This window comes from Rhodoluna sp. (assembly GCF_024639375.1).
In the GTDB taxonomy this organism is placed as follows: Bacteria; Actinomycetota; Actinomycetes; order Actinomycetales; family Microbacteriaceae; genus Rhodoluna.
The window spans coordinates 1-19,309 of the sequence record NZ_JAHEIM010000015.1 but is presented as its reverse complement, the minus strand read 5'-3'; the positions used below and the strand labels follow the sequence as shown (position 1 = coordinate 19,309).

At 52.4% G+C, this 19,309-nt stretch carries 23 protein-coding genes and 1 tRNA gene; 19 read left to right on the top strand and 5 right to left on the bottom strand.

All coding sequences use genetic code 11. From position 1 onward, the window contains the following. From Q0L28_RS06150 to Q0L28_RS06110, 9 genes are all read left to right on the top strand, one after another. Positions 1-1,070, top strand: a 1,070-nt coding sequence (locus tag Q0L28_RS06150; RefSeq protein WP_296633021.1) for a hypothetical protein, incomplete at its 5' end; no start/stop codon positions are given. Between the two features lie 73 nt (positions 1,071-1,143). Further along, positions 1,144-1,632 carry a hypothetical protein gene (locus tag Q0L28_RS06145; protein WP_296633019.1) on the top strand — a complete coding sequence of 163 codons (489 nt, stop codon included), beginning with the start codon at positions 1,144-1,146 and terminating at the stop codon, positions 1,630-1,632. A gap of 9 nt (positions 1,633-1,641) precedes the next feature. Then, positions 1,642-2,337, top strand: coding sequence for an endonuclease NucS (nucS, locus tag Q0L28_RS06140; protein ID WP_296633017.1), 696 nt, complete (start codon positions 1,642-1,644; stop codon positions 2,335-2,337). Further along, positions 2,315-3,571: an NRAMP family divalent metal transporter gene (locus Q0L28_RS06135; RefSeq protein ID WP_296633014.1), complete on the top strand. Its 1,257-nt coding sequence runs from the start codon at positions 2,315-2,317 to the stop codon at positions 3,569-3,571. The genes nucS and Q0L28_RS06135 overlap by 23 nt, the downstream gene beginning before the upstream one ends. 26 nt (positions 3,572-3,597) lie before the next feature. Continuing rightward, a complete protein-coding gene (locus tag Q0L28_RS06130; protein WP_296633012.1) occupies positions 3,598-4,458 on the top strand; it encodes a DUF4349 domain-containing protein in 861 nt (286 codons plus the stop codon). A 100-nt stretch (positions 4,459-4,558) separates the two neighbouring features. After that, a complete protein-coding gene (locus Q0L28_RS06125; protein ID WP_296633009.1) occupies positions 4,559-5,212 on the top strand; it encodes a response regulator in 654 nt (217 codons plus the stop codon). Positions 5,213-5,249: 37 nt separating this feature from the next. After that, a complete protein-coding gene (locus tag Q0L28_RS06120) occupies positions 5,250-7,013 on the top strand; it encodes a hypothetical protein (protein ID WP_296633007.1) in 1,764 nt (587 codons plus the stop codon). A gap of 36 nt (positions 7,014-7,049) precedes the next feature. Continuing rightward, positions 7,050-7,628, top strand: a complete 579-nt coding sequence (locus Q0L28_RS06115; RefSeq protein WP_296633005.1) for a nitroreductase family protein — start codon at positions 7,050-7,052, stop codon at positions 7,626-7,628. Between the two features lie 39 nt (positions 7,629-7,667). After that, positions 7,668-8,345 (top strand): DedA family protein, encoded by a 678-nt coding sequence (locus Q0L28_RS06110; RefSeq protein WP_296633002.1) that lies wholly within the window; start codon positions 7,668-7,670, stop codon positions 8,343-8,345. Between the two features lie 228 nt (positions 8,346-8,573). On the opposite strand, the gene Q0L28_RS06105 is transcribed toward Q0L28_RS06110, so the two are convergent. The 3 genes from Q0L28_RS06105 to upp all read right to left on the bottom strand — a co-directional run bounded on the left by Q0L28_RS06105 (position 8,574) and on the right by upp (position 10,710). Beyond that, positions 8,574-9,116: an ATP-binding protein gene (locus Q0L28_RS06105; protein WP_296633000.1), complete on the bottom strand. Its 543-nt coding sequence runs from the start codon at positions 9,114-9,116 to the stop codon at positions 8,574-8,576. Continuing rightward, a complete protein-coding gene (locus Q0L28_RS06100; protein WP_296632997.1) occupies positions 9,116-9,733 on the bottom strand; it encodes a winged helix-turn-helix domain-containing protein in 618 nt (205 codons plus the stop codon). Before Q0L28_RS06100 ends, Q0L28_RS06105 begins: the two co-directional genes overlap by 1 nt. A 341-nt stretch (positions 9,734-10,074) precedes the next feature. Beyond that, positions 10,075-10,710, bottom strand: coding sequence for a uracil phosphoribosyltransferase (upp, locus tag Q0L28_RS06095; protein ID WP_296632995.1), 636 nt, complete (start codon positions 10,708-10,710; stop codon positions 10,075-10,077). 41 nt (positions 10,711-10,751) lie between these two features. Here upp and tadA point away from each other — a divergent pair, with 41 nt between their 5' ends. The 4 genes from tadA to Q0L28_RS06075 all read left to right on the top strand — a co-directional run bounded on the left by tadA (position 10,752) and on the right by Q0L28_RS06075 (position 12,152). Next, positions 10,752-11,201 (top strand): tRNA adenosine(34) deaminase TadA, encoded by a 450-nt coding sequence (gene tadA, locus Q0L28_RS06090; protein ID WP_296632992.1) that lies wholly within the window; start codon positions 10,752-10,754, stop codon positions 11,199-11,201. A gap of 67 nt (positions 11,202-11,268) precedes the next feature. Continuing rightward, positions 11,269-11,418 (top strand): hypothetical protein, encoded by a 150-nt coding sequence (locus Q0L28_RS06085; RefSeq protein WP_296632990.1) that lies wholly within the window; start codon positions 11,269-11,271, stop codon positions 11,416-11,418. Positions 11,419-11,423: 5 nt separating this feature from the next. Continuing rightward, positions 11,424-11,774 (top strand): hypothetical protein, encoded by a 351-nt coding sequence (locus tag Q0L28_RS06080; protein ID WP_296632987.1) that lies wholly within the window; start codon positions 11,424-11,426, stop codon positions 11,772-11,774. Between the two features lie 48 nt (positions 11,775-11,822). Then, positions 11,823-12,152, top strand: coding sequence for a hypothetical protein (locus Q0L28_RS06075; RefSeq protein WP_296632985.1), 330 nt, complete (start codon positions 11,823-11,825; stop codon positions 12,150-12,152). 9 nt (positions 12,153-12,161) lie between these two features. On the opposite strand, the gene Q0L28_RS06070 is transcribed toward Q0L28_RS06075, so the two are convergent. Beyond that, positions 12,162-13,073: a cation diffusion facilitator family transporter gene (locus Q0L28_RS06070; RefSeq protein ID WP_296632982.1), complete on the bottom strand. Its 912-nt coding sequence runs from the start codon at positions 13,071-13,073 to the stop codon at positions 12,162-12,164. Positions 13,074-13,144: 71 nt separating this feature from the next. On the opposite strand from Q0L28_RS06070, the gene Q0L28_RS06065 reads away from it, so the two are divergent. The 3 genes from Q0L28_RS06065 (at position 13,145) to Q0L28_RS06055 (ending at position 15,195) form a co-directional block, all read left to right on the top strand. Next, entirely contained in the window at positions 13,145-14,569 is a 1,425-nt protein-coding gene (locus Q0L28_RS06065) for an MFS transporter (RefSeq protein WP_296632979.1), read from the top strand. 66 nt (positions 14,570-14,635) lie between these two features. Then, positions 14,636-14,722: transfer RNA gene (locus Q0L28_RS06060), tRNA-Ser, on the top strand. 113 nt (positions 14,723-14,835) lie between these two features. Next, complete coding sequence (locus tag Q0L28_RS06055; RefSeq protein ID WP_296632976.1) at positions 14,836-15,195, top strand: hypothetical protein; 360 nt, start codon at positions 14,836-14,838, stop codon at positions 15,193-15,195. Between the two features lie 30 nt (positions 15,196-15,225). Here Q0L28_RS06055 and Q0L28_RS06050 read toward each other — a convergent pair whose 3' ends face one another. Further along, the gene (locus tag Q0L28_RS06050) at positions 15,226-15,705 is read right to left on the bottom strand and encodes an HPP family protein (RefSeq protein WP_296632973.1); all 480 of its coding nucleotides are present in this window, start codon (positions 15,703-15,705) and stop codon (positions 15,226-15,228) included. Positions 15,706-15,724: 19 nt separating this feature from the next. On the opposite strand from Q0L28_RS06050, the gene Q0L28_RS06045 reads away from it, so the two are divergent. The 3 genes from Q0L28_RS06045 to rpoB all read left to right on the top strand — a co-directional run. Further along, entirely contained in the window at positions 15,725-16,165 is a 441-nt protein-coding gene (locus Q0L28_RS06045; RefSeq protein WP_296632970.1) for a hypothetical protein, read from the top strand. Between the two features lie 2 nt (positions 16,166-16,167). After that, a complete protein-coding gene (locus Q0L28_RS06040; RefSeq protein ID WP_296632967.1) occupies positions 16,168-16,563 on the top strand; it encodes a hypothetical protein in 396 nt (131 codons plus the stop codon). A gap of 253 nt (positions 16,564-16,816) precedes the next feature. Continuing rightward, positions 16,817-19,309: DNA-directed RNA polymerase subunit beta (rpoB, locus tag Q0L28_RS06035; RefSeq protein WP_296633024.1), on the top strand; the 2,493-nt coding region annotated here is incomplete at its 3' end.

Sequence of the window (19,309 nt, the reverse complement as noted above, 5' to 3'; positions counted from 1 at the left end):
ACGGTGCAGGTGCAGGTGTTGACACCATCACTGCAACTCTTATCGGTGGATACGCTGGCGGAAACGCACAGACATTCGACCTAACCTACACAACCGCGGCTACCTCAGCAGCTGCCGTGCTGACCCTAGATGACAACCAGGTTGCTGCGTCTTCAAACGTTCGTTTGGACTCACACACCTTGCCATCATGGAACGAATACGCAACTGCTGGTAAGTCTGCGCCTACAACTGACGCAAACAACTTCGTTGTTGCGGCAACTACAGGTGTAAGCAACACAACCCTTACCCTTTCAGGCATCGTGACCAACGCTTCAAACGTTGGTGTTGAAGGTGTTCCAGTCACTGTTTCAGCTACTGGCATCACATTCAAGTACACCGATGGCAACGGCAAGGTTCGTTTCTCACGCGACAGCATCACTGTTCTATCAGCTGCTGGTGGTTCATACTCAGTTAGCGCCTACTCAGACGCTAAGGGTGGCTCAGTAGTATTCACTGCTGCTGCAGGTACCTTGTCAAAGACCACGACTGTAACCTTCGACACTGGAGTTGCTTCGGCAATTGCTTTGACAACTGGTTCAGCTGCGATTCTTCCGGGTCAGACTGTGGACGTGACTGTAAAGATCACTGACGCAACTGGTGCTGCTGTGAAGGGTATCGCTGTTTCATTGAAGAACCTTGGCGCTGGTTACCTAAACGCACAGTCTGGTACAACTGACGCAGCTGGTGAAGTTGTTGTTAAGTTGATCACTGGTCCTGCTGATTCAGGTACTGCAACCATCTCTGCAACTGCATCTCTTGCTGGTGTTGACACCACTAAGACTGCAACTGTAACTGTTTCAACTCCTGAGCCTTCAGCTGTTGTGAACGTTGTAGGCCACCGTGTCTACGTTAAGTTCGCAAATGCTAAGGGTGAAGAAGTATCTGCTGTTATTGGTGGCGTTCGCATCACCAAGACTGCAACTTACGACAACTACGTTGTCTCACGTTGGATCAAGAACCCTGGCAAGTACTCTGTAAAGGCGTACGTTGCTGGTGACCTTGTAAAGGCTGCAACTGTAACTGTTAAGTAATTAGCAAACACAGATTCACAAGAAACCTCCTCTGGCTTCGGCCAGGGGAGGTTTCTCTTTGTAGGCTATGGCTATGCCTAAGTATGAATACCAACAGCATCCACACGCCACCGCACGCCAACAGCGCGGGCCGGCGGTATCCAAAGCAGCTAAGGGTTCAAAGCTTGGCCTCAACGAGCGCATTGGTCTTGGGGTTACCACTCGTGTGGGCACCATGTGGGCGGCGTATGCCTTTGCAGCACTAACCCTGGTGAGTTTGCCAGCGGCCCTAGCCAGCGGCAGCGCCATTGTGATTGTGGCTTGGATTGCCCAAACCTTTTTGCAGCTGGTGCTGCTGCCGATCATTATTGTTGGGCAAAACATCCAGGCCAAGTCATCTGACGATCGGGCCATTGCCACCTATGAAGATGCCGGTGCGATTCTTGAAGAAGCCAAAGAGATTCAGGTGCACCTTTCGGCGCAAGATGCCGAACTTTCTGCATTGGTGAAGAAGATGGCCGCTCTTGAAAAAGTTATTGCGGCACAGGTTGGTGCTGGCAAGGCTCCTAAGGCAAAGAAGTAGTTTGAACTTATGCGCCTGATTATTGCCGAATGCTCGGTGGACTACGCCGGCCGGCTTTCGGCACACCTGCCGCGTGCTTTGCGACTTTTGGTGCTGAAGGCCGATGGTTCGGTTTTGGTGCATTCAGATTCGGGTTCTTATAAACCACTCAACTGGATGAACCCGCCTTGTGTGGTTTCGGTTTTGGAGCCTTCGGAGGAACAGGCTTCGGTTGGGGTTGCCGAGGTTTGGCAAGTGCAACAGGTGAAGACTGATGATGTTTTGATGATTTCGATCTTTGCGGTTTTGAGTGATATTTCTCATGAGTTGGGTGATGATCCGGGGCTTATTAAAGATGGTGTCGAGAAGCACCTGCAAGAGTTGCTGGCCGATCAATTGCATTTGGTGCACGAGGGTGCTTCGCTGATTCGCCGCGAGTATTTCACCGCTATTGGACCGGTTGATATTTTGATGCGCGATGGTGCTGGGGCGACTGTTGCAGTTGAGCTGAAGCGCCGCGGTGACATCGACGGAGTTGAACAACTCACTCGTTATCTTGAGCTGTTGAATCGTGACCCTTTATTGTCACCGGTGCGTGGTGTGTTTGCTGCACAAGAGATTAAACCGCAGGCTCGCAAGTTGGCCGAAGACCGCGGCATTGAATGTTTGGTGTTGGATTACGACAGCATGAGAGGAATCGACGATGGCCGCCCGCGACTTTTTTAGACGCCTAGGGCCTGGCATTGTCACCGGTGCTGCCGACGACGACCCATCAGGCATTGGCACTTATTCGCAAGCCGGTGCGTCGGCTGGTTATGGCTTTTTATTCACCGCGGTTTGGTTGTTGCCGCTGGCCTTTGCAGTGCAAGAGGCCTGTGCCCGATTGGCCTTGGTGACTGGCCAAGGTCTTGCTTCGCTGATTAAGTCACACATGCCGCGCTGGGTTTTGGTGGTTGCGGTGTTGTTGGTTTCGGTAGCTAACACCGTGAATATTGCCGCCGACTTGGCTTCGATGGCCGCCGCGTTGAGATTGATTGTGCCGGTGCCGCAGGTGGTTGGCGTGATTGGTTTTGCGCTGTTGCTTGCCGTCACTGAAATTTACATTCCTTATCACCGCTATTCGCGAGTGTTGCGTTGGTTGTGTTTGAGCTTGTTGGCATACGTTGCCGTGATGTTTGTTGCGCAAATTGATTGGGCTGCGGTTTCATTGGCGGTGCTGTTGCCGCATGTTGATTTTGCTCGCACCTCGTTTGAAATTTTGATTGCCCTTGCTGGCACCACCATCTCTCCTTATTTGTTTTTCTGGCAAGCAGCCGAAGAGGTTGAAGAGCGTTCGGTTTCGCCATCTGATTTTGCGGTTGATGCCGATCACCCAACCGGTGTGAATCACCGCCACGTTTCTGCCATGCGCGGTGATGTGTTCAGTGGAATGCTCACCGGAGTGTTCATTATGTTTGCCATCATGGCCACCACGGCAGCAACCTTGCACGCTGGGGGAATTCTGAACATTGACTCTGCCGAGTCGGCAGCGATGGCGTTGGAGCCGATTGCCGGGCAGTTTGCCGGGTTGTTGTTCTTGCTGGGTATTTTGGGTGTTGGATTGTTGTCGATTCCGGTCTTGGCTGGAGCCACGGCTTATGCGATTGCCGAGACCTTTGGTTGGCGAGAGTCTTTGGAGCTCAAGCCACGCCAGGCTCGAGCTTTTTATGCGGTGATTACGGTGTCGATGGCGGTGGCTTTGGGGCTGAATCTGTTAGGCATCGAGCCAATGCACTTCTTGGTTTTGGCGGCTATTTTGAACGGCCTGACCGCGCCGCTTTTGATGATTCTGGTTTGGTGGTTGGCTCGCTCTAAACCGCTGCTGGGCAAATGGGTTTCACCTTGGTGGAGCCGCTGGTTGCTTGGGGTGGCCACGGTTGCCATGTTGGCGTTGCCGGTGCTTTGGTTGCTTGCGCCGTAAGCAGGGGTGAGTGCCATACTGAAGGCATGAACGCTTTCAAGAAATCTTCTGTTGCTGTTTCGCTGGCTTTGGCCACTGTTGTTGCGTTGAGCGGTTGCGTTGGTGCTGCCAGCCCGCAGGCTGTGCAAAACTCTGGCGCCGATTCGGGTTCTGCGATAGGAAGCAAGACCGGCGGGCCTTCTGATTTGGCTGCGCCAACTGGTGGCAGTGCGTCATCTGATGCGAGTGTTATCAAGAACGCCAGCGTTGCTGTGGCAGTGGCCAACCCAGTTGAGGCCGGCAACCAGGCACAGAAGGTCGCCCAAAAGTATTCGGGCAAAATCGATTCGCAATCACAGGTGAGCAATAATGCCGGTGAAATTTATCAGGTGAACTTGGCCCTGCGCGTAGATGCAAAAATGTTGGAAGTTGCCATTGATGAAATCAAGGCACTTGGCACTGTGACTCAGGTGGATATTTCAGCTCTTGATGTGACAGTGAGCGTTTTAGATCTTGAGGCGCGCAAAAAGTCGTTAGTTGCTTCGATTGCGCGTTTGACTGCGCTGATGGCCAAGGCCGAAACCACTGCCGCACTTATTGAAGCCGAGAATGTATTGACGCAACGCCAGGGCGAACTTGAATCGATTGATTCGCAGCTGCGGTACTTCGCAGATCAGGTTTCACTTTCAACAGTAAATGTGAGTCTGACCAAGTTGAATTCAGGCCCTCAGGCTGCTCCGCAGAATTTTGTCGATGGTTTGAAGCTTGGCTGGCAATCGATTGTGGCGGCTGCGGCCGGGGTTGTTGTTGGTCTGGGAATTGTTTTGCCATGGGTTATTTTGGTGGCTTTGGTTGGCGGCGGAGCATTCTTGCTGATTCGCAGGCTGAAGCGCAAAAACCGCGACTGACGCCTGCCTGCATTCGGTTAACCTCGCATAAAGCGGGTAAACATTCGCCTTGGCGAAAGTTAGGCCGGTCTTGTCAGACCGCAAGTGGCACACTTAGGCCATGGGGATTTTTGACCGCAAGGTGTTGGTCGTTGAAGACGAGCCGCTTATCCGCGGTTTGATTGCTGCCAACTTAGAAGCTGATGGCTTTGTGGTGCGCACCGCCAGCAATGCGGCCAATGCCCGCACCGTGGCCGACGATTTTGACCCGGATATTGCCGTGCTCGACATCGAGCTTGGCGATGGCCCAACCGGTGTTGACCTGGCGCTAATTTTGCGCCACAAACACCCAGAGATTGCTCTGGTTTTTCTAACTCATATACCTGAGCCGCGGGTGGTGGGCATCGACAATAAATCGATTCCGCGCAACGCTGCCTATTTGGTTAAAGATCGCATGGCCGACCCTGGTGTGTTGCACGATGCCATTGAGGCTGCCGTGCGCGACCGCGTGAGCAAGACTTTTAGAGATGACAAAAACCTAGATCACAAGTTGAGTTCTGTGAGTCGCAGTCAACTTGCTGTGCTGCAGATGGTTGCTCTTGGTCGAAGCAATCACCAGATTGCGCAGGAGCGTGGCACCACAGTGCGCGCGGTTGAAAACTTGGTGAAGCGCGCCTTTGATGCAGCGGGTATTGATGCTGAAAGCAATGCGAACCCGCGTGTGACTGCTGCTCGTGAATACATAAAAATCGCGGGCATGCCGTTTGGTCGCTGAGGGCTTTTGCCCTAGTTTGGGCTTGGGGGTGGTGTGAATGAAATTGAATTCGCGCGCGCTTAGCCGATTGGGCTCTGCCTACATTTGGAACTGGGGCTTTCTGCTTTTCAGTTTGCCAATCTATGTTTTGCTCTCGCTATTTTTTGACGCAGTAATTCTTGAAAACTATTCGCTGGCTTGGGTTGCCGTTTGGTTGGCCGCCGAAGCCGTGCAACTTGTTTTGGCTTTAGTTTTGAAGTGGGCCGTGATTGATCGGTTCATGGTGTGGAGTTCGCACCCGATTTTGGCATGTGTGATTGCCGGTTTCTTGGGCTCAATTCGCAACGTGATGGTTGCGGTGTTTGCTAATGCAATTGGTCTCGAAGTAATTGGCGACTATCTATATCGCATCGCAGGCGGTTCATCCATCGGCGTTGGGCTCTTGTTTATCTATGCGCTTGGTTTTGGTTCGCGGCTCGAGCACCGCGAAATTATTTCGCGTTTGTTTGGTGCGCGTGAAACTTTGTTGGCCTATCGTGACAACATTAAGAGTTTGGTTGCCGACGAAAATGACAAGATTTTGAAGCAGGCTCAGGATGAGTTGTTGCCTCGGTTGGATCGTATTCAGAAGTTGTTGGCTGAAGAATCTGGGCTGGAGCAGCCTCTTGATGAACTGCGTTCGTTGGTGAACAATCAGGTGCGGCCGCTTTCGCGTGAGTTGAGTGCTTTGCCCAGCACCGCAGCTATTGGGGTAATTAAGCGAATGGATGCCCCGAGTGTCAAGGGCACATATTTGAAGACCGTGCGCCCTTCGAGTTTGCTGCGCCCGATTGGCGCCTTTGCGATTATCGCGCCGGGCACCTGGTTGATTTCGCAGTTGGTGCTGGGGCTTGTTGCTGCCGAGATTGTTGCTCTGGGCATGGTCATTTCGCTGATTTTTGTGGTGGTTGCCAAGGTTCTGCTGGGCCGGGTTGAATCCATGTCGCGAGCTACCGCACTGCCGTTGGTTGGTGCGATTGCTTTTGTGTCGGCCATTCCCAGTTATTCGTTTGGTGTGCAACATGCCAAGGGCCCAAGCACCTATTTGTTGTTGCTGGTTTTCTTCTTGATCAATTACCTGACCATTTATGGTTTGGCAATCACCGAGGCGCTTGATCAAGATCGCCAAGCGGCCGAAGAAGAAATCCGTCGCCAAAATGAAACTCTTGAAATTGAGAAGTCTCTGTTTGATCAACAATTGTGGATCTCGCGACGCAACTGGAGTTTTGTGTTGCACGGCACCGTGCAGGCGGCGTTGACTGCGGCGATTACGCGATTGTCTGCGCCGGCTCCTTTTGAACCGCACCACCTGTTGCTGGTGCAAGAAGATTTGAATCGTGCGGCTGCGGCCCTTCGCGTGACACCGGTGATTGAGATTGATTTGCAACGTGCGGCTGCCGATTTGGTTGAGGCATGGCGTGGAGTTGTTTCTGTGACGTGGGACGTTTCGGTGCGTGCGGAGCGTGCTCTTCGCGATGACCCGAATGCGCGTTTATGTGTGAATGAGATTGCCAAAGAAGGTGTCTCGAATGCGGTGCGTCACGGCCAAGCAAAGAACGTTTGGATTTCGATTGATCGCGACCACAACGACATCTTGGTTTTGACTGTTTCTAACGATGGTTTTGCACCAAAGCCCGATGTTTCTTCTGGTCTGGGTTTGAAGATGCTTGATGAGCTGACGCTCAAGTGGTCGCTCGAATTTAAGCCGGCGCTAAAGCGCGCGGTGCTGTCGGCCGAGATTCCTACCAAGTTCAATTCGGGGCGAGCATCCCGGGAATTGTAGGGAATAGTCAAGTACCCCTTGCTGTTAGATTGAACCATGACCTCTAAAACTGCTGTTACTGCTGCGCCCATTGCCCCTGTTCTAGCCGAGCGCTGGAGCCCACGTTCTTTTGACCACAACTACGAGCTAACCCAGCACGAGTTGCTTTCGATTCTTGAGGCTGCCCGCTGGGCCGCCAGTGGCAATAACTTTCAGCCATGGCGTTTTGGTGTTGCGGTGCGCGGTTCAAAGGAGCACGCGACTGTTGCGGCTCGTCTGAGCGGGTTCAACGCGGCTTGGGCCCCACACGCTTCGGCATTGATCGTGGCTTCGGTTTTGACGCACGCGCCTGATGGCACTGCTTATGGTTCGGGTCAGTTTGACCTAGGCCTTGCGGTTTCATCTTTGATGATTCAGGCTCACGAGCTTGGTTTGCACGCTCACGTTGTTGGTGGCTTCGACCGCGATGCTTTGAAGGTTGACCTGGGTCTCGAAGAGGCTTTGGTTATTCCGGTGCTTGTTGTGGTTGGTCGCGTTGCGCCGGCTGAACAGCTTGAGGGGCCTGCGCGTGAGCGTGAGATTGCACCTCGTGTGCGTCATGACCTTGATGACATCTTGCTTTTTGGCAAGCCATAGTGGCTTTTTAGTCGTCGAATTCGCGCTTAGGCTTATTTAGTGCCTTTCAATACTTCTGCTCTGGTTATCCACAGCGCAATCTCTGACCAAATAACTTCTTGGTACGGCGATCTTGGCCCGTGGCTTTTTTATGCTGTGGTCTGGGGATTGGTTTTTGCCGGCACTGGGCTATTTGTTGGCGCATTCATTCCGTTTATCACTGGTGACTCGTTGGTTTTTGCTGCGGGTCTGGTGGCAGCAGGTTCGGGTGCGGTTGGTGCGGGGGTGCATGAATCCGCGGTGAATATTTGGGTTATGGCTTTGGGTGTGGGCATTGCTGCGTGGCTTGGCGACCAGGTTGGCTACACGCTTGGGCGACACTATGGGCGGCCTTATCTCGATCGTCGACGCGGCGAATGGTTGAAGGGCGCGATTGCGCGCAGCGAGCGTTTTTATGAAGCCTGGGGATGGTGGGCGATTGTGATTGCTCGCTTTATGCCGTGGGCTCGTGTATTTGTTCCGCCGATTGCGGGCATTGCCAAGATGAATTACTACAAATTTTTTAGCGCTAACGCGGTTGGTGCAGTTGCCTGGGGTGTTGGGTTAACGGTTGCGGGTTATTTCGCGGCGTCGATTCCGGCGGTGAAGAACGCTTCTTATGCAATTGCGATTGCGTTTATTTTGGCTTCGCTGGTTGCTGGTTTCAGGGCTTGGTATAAAGGGCGTCGCGCCGCTTAATTGCGTATTTCTATCGGACCTGAATTTAGGTGTTGATTTAGGTCTTGCTGACTTCAAAGCCAACCCGAATAAAGCCGTTCAAGAAGCCGAAGGTCTCCCGTTTTGTGTGCTCACTAATAACGCACCTGCGTTTTATGTTGTGACTTCTGAGATGTGGGAGAAAATCGATGACTTGGTTCTAGCTATTAGAAAACGCGAAAACGGCGACGTCTATCGAAATCTATAAATCTAGATGCGATCTGCAAGGTCTGCTGATTTCTCACGAGCATAAAAATCGAGTTCTTGCGCAGCCCACTCGGCCCAGTGCTCGTTGCTGCCTTCGCGTTCTAACCAACGCTTTTGGCGAGTTTCTTCGTCAACGTTCAGCCAGATTTTAATGTCTGCAAGTTGCGCACTTTGTTGATTGAGCGATCCGCAGCCCTCAATGATTAGGGGTGTGCCGCCCGAAAACTCTCGCCAAGCATCTCGCTCGTTTTTGGCCCAGTTAAATTCTTGCCAGTGTGCGGTTTCGTTTTTGCTCAATGGATTCAAAATCACACGCTGCAGATATTCGGCGCCAGCTGCCAGGCCGTCCCAACCTGGGTACAGGTCGTCCATGTGAATCACGCGTGGAGCCGATTCGCCATCCTTGAAAATGATGTTTTGAATTTCAGCAGCCAGAGTGCTTTTGCCTGAGTTGCTGCGCCCATCAATCAAAACAATTGGCATGCTCTTGCCGGTATCGACCAGTTGCAGTGTGCGCTTTGCAATTTCGTGAGCGAGTTGCTCCATTAGATTTCGTAAATCACTTCTGGGTGACGGTCAAAGCGGTATCCGCTGCCGCGCACTGTGCGAATGATGTCTTCATAGCCGGCAATCTTGGCGCGCAAGCGACGAATGTGAACATCGATGGTTCGGTCATTTGGAATCTCGCCGTCACCCTCGTTCCAAATCACGTCGATGATTTCTTTGCGGCTCACAGTTGCGCCTTCGTGCTCAATCAAATAGTTGAGCAGCTCAAATTCTTTGTAGGTGAGGTCGGCATTCTCGCCATCGGCAAAAACCTTCTTGCGGTTTGTGTCGATCACGATACCCTTTTGCGGTTCATCTTCGGATGCCTTTTTGCCGCCGGTGAGCTTGTCGATTGCGCGAGGGTCACGAAGTGCTGTGCGCACCACGTCGATTGGGCGGCCACCAAGGCCTTTTGGTGCGAGTGCAACGGCTGCATAAGTTTCGGTTGCTGCCGCAGGGATGATTTCGGCCAAAGTTTTGCGCAGTGCGATGACCACTTCGCTCAGGGTGAGGCCGGCTTCGGCTGCGGTGTGTTCATCAAGGCCTACATATAGGGCGAATCCGCGGGCTTCGGTTTCGGTAGCCTCTGGGCTGGTTGGGTTCGGGGTGTCTGTCATTTCAAAAAATCCTTTGTCTGGGTATGCGAATTAATGGGGCGGCAACTAGCGGCACATACGCATGCACATGGTGCAAAGGATTTTGGACATGAGTCGAGTTTAGTCGCCCGTTTTTTCCTGCAGCAAATAGCCAGGTTTACCTAAACGAATCAATCAGCGCCACCAAGGAGTAATTCACATAAACATTCACTCCGCGGGCGGGTTTCTCTTTCATATAGATCAATCGGCACAACCTGCGGCCTGAATGGACTTTTACAGCACTTTGGGCATTGCCCTAGCGAGGACCAATTTAATTCGCCGCGCTACGCGCGAATTCGAAGGGCACTGAAACGGGCGATGTTTTATTGAGCAGTTCCGTAGAGACGATCGCCCGCATCACCGAGACCAGGAACGATGTAGCCCTGCTCATTCAACTTCTCATCAAGTTGACCCAGCACAATCTTTACTTCGCGCCCGTGAGTTGCAGCTTCAACCGCGGCCAAACCTTCGGGTGATCCGATGATGCACACGGCAGTCACATCCGTAGCGCCTCTTTCAAAAACGTAATTGATCGAATCGATGAGTGTGCCACCAGTGGCCAGCATTGGGTCGATGATGAAAACCTGGCGACCTGTTAGGTCATCTGGCAGGCGGTTGGCATAGGTGAATGGCTGCAGAGTTTCTTCGTCACGCTTGATGCCCAAGAAGCCAACCTCGGCGGTTGGCAGCAACTTAACCATGCCTTCGAGCATTCCTAGGCCGGCGCGCAGAATCGGCACGATGATTGGGCGCGGGCGAGCAAGCTTCACGCCGTTGTAAGGCGCAACCGGGGTCTCGACAACAACCGGGGTCACGTGCACATCGCGGGTTGCCTCGTATGCCAACAGCGTCACAAGCTCTTCAACCAGCTGGCGGAACACCGGCGACGGCGTGGTTTTATCGCGCAGCACTGTGAGCTTGTGGGTGATTAGTGGGTGGTCGGCAATGTGAACTCGCATGGGGCAAATCTACCGCTTTTGCCGTGCACTAAATTGGGCACATGACCTACACCGCCCACATGAAAGCTGCGCTCGCCGAGGCTGCGCTTTCTGGCGTGGATGTTCCCGTGGGTGCTCTGGTGCTTTCACCAACCGGCGAGGTGCTCGCCCGCGCTCATAACAATCGCGAGGTTTCGCACGACCCAACCGGTCACGCCGAGATCATTGCGATTCGCGAGGCAACTGCCGCGCTGGGTGATTGGCGTCTGACCGACTGCACATTGGTTGTCACTCTCGAACCATGTGTGATGTGTGCCGGTGCAATTGTTGCGGCAAGAATTCCACGTGTTGTGTTTGGTGCTTGGGATGATCGCGTGGGTGCCTCTGGCTCTTTGTATGACCTGCTGCGCGATGCGCGGTTGGGAAACCCGGTTGAGGTAATCGCCGGTGTGCTCGAAGAAGAATGTGCTGCGCAGTTGCGCGGGTTCTTCGCGGCTCGCCGTGAAGAATAATCAGCACTGCTTCGCTGTGAAGCGGTAAAACTGTCTAAGGTTTCATCGCATTTGGGGGAGGTGCCAATTGAGAATTACAAAAACTTATTGGCAGGGTTGGGCAATTGCAGTCGGCATCATCGCAGCTTCGCCGTTTATTTTTTATTGGTTCGTTTCACTCACGCTTGCCATCGGATTCATGTCAATTGCGCTAAGCCAGCGATTGCAATATCACTAATCACCATGCGAAACCCAATCAATAAGTTCAACTGGCCGGCATGGTTGCTGGCGCTTGGTGGCGTTTGTGCATTCCTAGTTGTGGCGTTATCTGGAATTACCCCGCCAAGCCTTCGCTGGGCAGTAGTAGTGATCGTTTTAATTGGGGCGGCTAGTTTGTTTGTTGGCCTCGGCACTCTTGCGGTTTGGGCAGTTCAAGCTTTGTTGCAATGGATCAAAGAATCGCAAAGTCGATCGCAAAAAACTGTGCGAATTGCTGTGACATCAGTGTTGCTATTAGTGGTCACGCCTTTTGCCGGCATGTATGTGTTTGCACCAATCGTGATGCTCCCAGTGATTTTTATCCAGGCGCTCTAAAGAGTCGTTTCGCCTGCTGTCTATTAGGGTCAATTGCAGGGGGTGCGCGTGCGCAAATATATCTGGGTCGTAATCTGGGCGTCATTGGTGACTTTCATTGCAGCGGTTGCACTGCTGACCTTGAAAGCTATAAACCCAGACACATTTTCAATCATCGCTTCAATCGCGGGCTTCGCATTTTTCGCGTCTAGCGCCACAGAATTCACTCGACGCAGAACAGAGCGATTTGCTGACATTGCTGAGCTTGAAGATGCTGCCCAACAACGCAGTGAAAAAATTTACGCCACGGTTGGAACGATAATTCTGGCCGGGTTGCTTGTTTTTCTTTATCTGCAAATGTGGCTGGTCATAGCCTTCGGTTCAGTCCGCATGTACTGAAAGTCGTTGCTAAACCCTGCGAATATCTGGCTCTAGATAAATAACTCGCGCCGCCGGAACAACCGCGCGCACAGCAACCTCAGCCGCATCAATCGTGCGAACAATCGACTCAGCCCCATCGCTAGAAGCAATTGCAATCTTTGCGCCAACCATCAATTCATCTGGGCCCAGGTAAAGGGTCTTCATGTGAATGATTGATTCAACCCCGGATGTGCCCTCGATAGCTGCACGAATCTTGCCGACATCACCGGCAGATGCGCCCTCGCCCAAAAGCAAAGACGAGGTTTCAATTCCAAGAATCACTGCAACTGCAACCAGCAAAGCGCCAATCGCCAATGTTCCTATCGCATCCCACACAGCATCGTGAGTCAATACGGTTAGACCTACGCCACCAAACGCGAACACCAAACCAACCAGCGCCGCGATATCTTCAAGCAGCACAACTGGCAACTCGGGAGACTTTGCGTGTCGAATAAATTGCACCAAGCTCTGCGAACCACGCACGTGTTTTGCCTCGCGCAACGCAGTGCGCAAGCTGAAACTCTCGAGCAAAATCGAAACACCCAAAACCGTTAGTGGCAACCAAGCCGCTTCAAGTTCGTGCGGGTGTTGCAGCTTGTTCAAACCTTCAGAAATCGAGAACAAACCACCAACCGAGAACAGCACAATCGAAACGATGAATGCATAGATGTAACGCGAGCGGCCGTATCCGAAGGGGTGGGTAGCAGTGGCGGCGCGGCGTGCACGGCGACCACCAACAATCAACAACACCTGATTGCCCGAGTCGGCAACCGAGTGAATCGCTTCGGCAAACATCGAAGCCGAACCAGAAATCGCAGCGGCGATGAATTTTGTGATTGCGATGCCGATGTTGGCGATTAGTGCCGCGATAATTGCGCGGGTAGACCCTTCAGTGCTCATGGGTAGTAGCCTATGGGACGGTGGCACCCCAAAGCTGGGGGTCACGAATCCAACTTATGAAAGCTGCCAAATTGAACCAGAAGCTAGATCAGGCCCAACACGTTCTTTATAAGCACCGCTGGTTGGTTCTAACCGTTGTGCTCATTGTCGAGATCATGGATCTACTTGACTCAACCATCGTGAACGTTGGTGGCCCTTCGCTTGCCAAGTATCTAAACGCAAACAGCACCGCCCTTCAGTGGGTTATTGGTGGCTACACACTTGCCCTGGGCTCGGGACTAATTCTTGGTGGCCGTCTTGGTGACCGCTTCGGCCGCCGCAACATGTTTCTATTCGGCCTAATCGGTTTCACTATTGCCTCACTGGCTTGTGCGCTGGCGCCAAATGTTGAAACGCTTATTGCCCTGCGACTAGTGCAAGGTTTCTTTGGCGCGATGCTTTTGCCTCAAGGCTTCGGATTGATTCGCGATGTGTTTCCTCCGCAAGAATTTGGCAAGGCCTTTGCACTTTATGGCCCAGCGTTTGGTTTGGGCGGAATCCTCGGCCCAATCATCGGTGGCTTTTTAATCGAGGCAAATATTTTGGACCTCGCTTGGCGTTCAGTCTTTTTGGTGAATGTTCCGATCGGCCTAGTGGCTGCAGTTTTGGCTTATAAATACATTCCAAAATCGGCCCCGGATAAATCAGTGAAGATCGACGTGCGCGGCGCACTATTGGTAGTCGTTGCTTCAGGCATGTTGGTTTATCCGCTGATGACCGGTCAAGAATTCGGCTGGCCTGCGTGGATCTTTGTGATCTTGGTTGGTTCACTCGTGATGTTCTATGTGTTCGCAACTCTTGAGCGCAAAACAGTTGGTCGCGGAGAAGTAGCTCTAATCGATGCCGACATTTTCAAAAAGCGCTCTTACACACTTGGCCTCGGTGGCCTCGCACTCTACTTCGCTGGCTTCACCGGCATCTATTTGATCTTGACTTTGTTCCTGCAGTTCGGTGAGCAGTTCACATCGGCCGAAGCCGGCCTTGGCAACATTCCAATTGCCGTTGGTTCAGCAATTGGTGGTGGCATCAGCGGTGGTTTCCTGGCCGAGAAAATTGGAGGCCGACTAACCCTGCAAATTGGCGCGGCGATTCAGTTTGTTGGCGTGGGCCTTATGTGGTTTGCATTACCAACCGCGGATAACTTCAGCATCTGGCAGCTTGTGCCGGCACTGGTTGTTTCGGGAATTGGCACCGGCTTAATTGCTGCACCAATCTTCGACACAATTCTTTCGACGGTCGATAGCAAACTGGCTGGCTCGGCCAGTGGAGTTATGTCTGCGGTGCAGTCGGTGTTCTCATCGGTTGGTGTGGCAATTTTTGGAACCGTATTTTTCAACTTTGCACTTGCGGGCGACGCAGCCGAAGGTTTTCGAAACGCACTTCTAATTCAGGTTGTGATTGTGGCCTTGTTTATGGTGCTCACTCTGGCTTTGCCAAAGCGCATCGAACGCATCTAAGCAGCGGCGCCGCAGCCGACCCCTCTAGAAATCGGGGCACCCGGCGAAGGTAGTAGCCTATTTCACGGTGACGTGTCCGAGCGGCCGAAGGTGCAACTCTCGAAAAGTTGTGTGGGTGAAAGCCCACCGTGGGTTCAAATCCCACCGTCACCGCGAGGTCGAGTGCATGGCGAATCTTTGATTCGACATGCGAGACCGAGACCGCCTGGGGCTCCCGATATTGAATAAGTGTCGGGAGGCCGAAGGTGTTTTAGAAAGGCCACAAAATGCCAAAGCGTCGATTTATTGCAATTGCGGCTCTCACCGCCTCAACCCTGATGCTCACCACTGGCTGCGCCTGGTTGTTTGGTCAAACTGATCCAAGACCAAAACCGAGTGCTTCGCCCTCTTCCAGCGAAACTTCACCCGGTCCATTCGAAAAAATCGCCGGCGAAACCTTGGCCTTCGCAAAAACTCTGATTGGCATGAAAGAAAAAGCCGCCACGGATGCCATAACAGCCAAGGGCTACACATATCGAATTGTTGAACGCGACGGCGAACACTTTGTAGTCACCATGGATTACAGCCCAACGCGAATCAACTTGAGCATTACTGCGGGAATTGTGAGCGACGTATCAGTCGGTTGAATAGCGGCGCAAATTTAAGAGACCAGCGCATTAATGCGCAGGGTACGCGTGCGCCGAAAACTTGTGCACAAAAAATCCCAGGATCAAAATCACAACCGCCCCAAGCGCTAACGTCGGCAGCACTGCCCAACTTGCCGATGTGAGATAAATCACAATCGGGTTTGCGCCGGCCGGCGGGTGAGTCAATCGAGTCAGGCGCATTGCGGCGATCACTAAGCCAACCGTGATGATCAGTGAAATTTCGGTGTGCGGCAAAATCCAAAGCAAAATCAAACCCAAACCCGCGGATAACAAATGCCCACCGAGCACATTCATCGGTTGCGAATAAGGCGACGCGTGCGCACCAAAAACCAACACCAGGGTTCCGCCGAGCGGTGCCCACAACAACGGCACGCTAGTTAAATCACCGAGGCCAACCAAGACGCCAATTCCAATTAGCGCGCCAATAAATTCGACCAACACTTCACGCCAAGTTGGTTTAGGCAATTTAATTTTTACGAATCTGCGCATTTGGGCTTAGCCTAAACCCATGATGAGCTCAAGACTTTTTCGCGACCGCCTGATTCTGATTGGGGTTGTGCTGGTTTCGTGGATCGCTCTCGCATTCATCGGCAACTGGGCCTTCTTGCTGTTCGTGCCGGCACTCGGCGCACTCTTTGGCACAATCGTTTGGCCTTTCGCAGCAAACAAGTTTCCAAAGCCAATCAAGACCCGCAAGTGGTTCATAATTAGCGCAGCAGCCGTGGCCGCCGCCCTAACCTTCGCCGCAATGCTGCCTTTTTTGGTGCCAAGTGCATTTGACCCTGTGGATAAAGGGCCCGTAACCGACCAAGACCTAATTTGGGCCGCAATTAGCTTCTTTTTGGCACTTGCCGCGATTTTTTGGCTTTTTCAGCTGGGTCGCGAGGCTTACCGCTCATATGTGGCCAAAACCAGCGGAAATAGCGAAAACACCGGGAAAAAGGCCTAAAAATGCCAAAAATCGAACTAACCGACACCGAATTACGCATCAAACTCAGCCCGGCCGAGAAAATCTGGGCCTTACACGGCGATATCACCCTGCGAGCCGCTCATATCAAGGGCGCCGAGGTAGCCGACAACAAAGAAATCTGGAAAACCCTCGGATTACGCCTCCCAGGCACCGGAATCCCAACTTTTGTGGCCTACGGCTCGTTTTGGCGCGCCGGCCAAACTGGCGGCTGGACCTTCGCGGCCTGGATGAGCACAAAACCGGCGATCGTGCTCAACTTATCCACAGCAAAATCGGCGCATAGAGAGGTAAGAAACCGCTACCGCCGTCTATTAATCGCCGTGGATGACGCCCAAAAGTGGGCCGACACCATCAATGATGCAATAACTGGCTGCTAAAACCGCCTAGCAGAGCCGCAACCCAAACGCCTGCCCTAAAAACCGGGTGTTTACAACCGATTCAAAATCGTTATACACTAATCCTTTGCTCCCAAACACCCCGCATGCATATTTTGGCTGCGCGCGTGACCGCATATTGAGGCGTCACCGGTTTTAGGTTGCGATTTTTCACCCAAACCTACTGATCACGACCCGCGAATTGTGATTAGTCGAATTCCCTGGAGGAACATTGGCTGCGAAGAACGCAAAAACCATGAAGAACGATCGTCTTGCAAAGCGCCTTAGCTTTGCCAAGTCCCCTGAACCGATCGAACTTCCAGATCTACTAAGTCTGCAGACCGAGAGCTTTGACTGGCTCGTTGGTAACCCTGCATGGCGCGAAAAAGAGGGCCCGGCTGCTAAGACCGGTCTTGAAGAAATCTTCGAAGAGATCTCACCAATCGAAGACTCATCAAACTCTTCACAAGACGCAAAGATGGGTTTGACCTTTGGTCACCCAGAGCTTTACGACCCTTCATACACTCCAGATGAGTGCAAGACCAAGGGCAAGTCATACACCCAGCCGCTTTATATCAAGGCTGAGTTCACCAACTACCTAACCGGTGAGATCAAGTCTCAGACCGTGTTCATGGGTGACTTCCCGGTTATGACCGAAAAGGGAACCTTCGTTATCAACGGCACCGAGCGTGTTGTTGTTTCACAGTTGGTTCGTTCACCTGGTGTGTACTTCTCTGTTTCAACCAACACCACCGGAAACTTGGATGTGCGTAACAACAAGGCGCAGATCATCCCAAGCCGTGGTTCATACCTTGAGTTCTTGACCGAGTGGGTTCGCGATGACCGCAAGCCAATCGCTCGTTTTGGTCAGCCAATCATTCAGGTGCAGGTAGACCGCAAGACTAAGGTTTCTGCAACCATCTTCTTGAAGGCACTTGGTCTAACCGAAGACCAGATTCGCGAAGAATTCAAAGACCTTGAGTCAGCAACAAAGGCCGGTGCACCTAACTGGACATTTGACGTTGACCTTATTGAGAACACCTTGGCTTATGACAAGTCAAAGGTTTTCGTAAACCCGATTCTTACTAAAGAAGACGCACTTCGTGAGCTTTACCGCAAGGTTCGCGGCGAGACTGCTGGTGCCGAAGTTTCAGAAGCTTGGTTGAAGTCAACCTACTTCGAATCAAAGCGCTACAACTTGGCAAAGGTTGGCCGTCACAAGCTAAACCGCAAGTTGGGTCTAAACGTTGACGCAGCAGCAAACACTTTGACCGTTGAAGACGTTGTTGCAACTTTGAAGTACCTGTTGTTGTTCGACCAGCAGATTGCTAACGCTGCGGCCGTTTCAACCGGTGCACGTCTTGAGTTCCCAATCAAGATGGGTGGCAAGTCAGTAAAGATTGCTGTTTCTTCGGATGACATCGACGACTTCTCTAACCGCCGCATCCGTAGCGTTGGTGAATTGATTCAGAACCAGGTTCGCATCGGCCTTAGCCGCATGGAGCGCGTGGTTCGTGAGCGCATGTCAACTCAGGACATCGAGGCAATTACTCCTCAGACCCTGATTAACCTTCGCCCAGTTGTTTCAGCAATCAAGGAGTTCTTCGGAGCTTCACAGCTGTCACAGTTTATGGACCAGAACAACCCTCTTGCCGGCCTGGCTCACAAGCGTCGCCTTTCAGCGCTTGGCCCTGGCGGTATCGCACGTGAGCGTGCGCAAATGGAGGTTCGTGACGTTCACCCTTCTCACTACGGACGCATGTGTCCAGTTGAGACTCCTGAAGGTCCGAACATTGGTCTTATCGGTTCGCTTACTGCTTATGCACGCATCAACGCATTCGGTTTCATTGAGACTCCTTACAACAAGGTTGTAAACGGAAAAGTTTCAGGCAAGATCGAGTACCTTGACGCAGCAGCTGAAGATGGCAAGACCATCGCAGCGGCAGAAACACCACTAAACGCAGACAAGACCTTTGCAAACAACAAGGTGTTCGCTCGCTTCCGCGGCGACGTTGTTGAAGTTGATAAAGAAGATGTTGACTACCTTGACATCTCACCTCGTCAGCTTGCATCTGTTTCAACCTCGTTGATTCCGTTCCTTGAGCACGACGACTCGTCTCGTGCGTTGATGGGTGCGAACATGCAGCGTCAGGCTGTTCCATTGCTTCGTTCTGACTCACCATTTGTTGGAACCGGTATGGAGCGCGTTGCGGCCATCGACTCAGGTGCAGTTGTTATTAACGAAACTGCTGGTGTGATTGCAGAAGTTGATGCAGACACCATCACAGTTCAGCAAGACAAGGGCGGCACAAAGACTTACGTTCTGCGCAAGTTCGACCGCTCAAACCAGGGCACTGCAATCAACCAGCGAATCATTGTTGAAGCTGGTCAGCGCGTAGAAGCCGGTGAAGTTCTAGCCGATGGTCCATCAACCGACATGGGTGAACTTGCACTTGGCAAGAACTTGCTAGTTGCGTTCATGCCTTGGGAAGGTCACAACTTCGAAGACGCGATCATCCTTAGCCAGAACTTGGTAAAGGAAGACACTCTTTCTTCAATTCACATCGAAGAGTATGAAGTTGATGCACGCGACACCAAGCTTGGTAAAGAAGAAATCACTTCTGACCTGCCAAACGTTTCGCAAGAAGCATTGGCTCAGCTTGACGAGCGCGGCATCATTCGCATTGGTGCAGAGGTTCGCCCTGGCGACATCTTGGTTGGAAAGGTAACACCTAAGGGTGAGACCGAG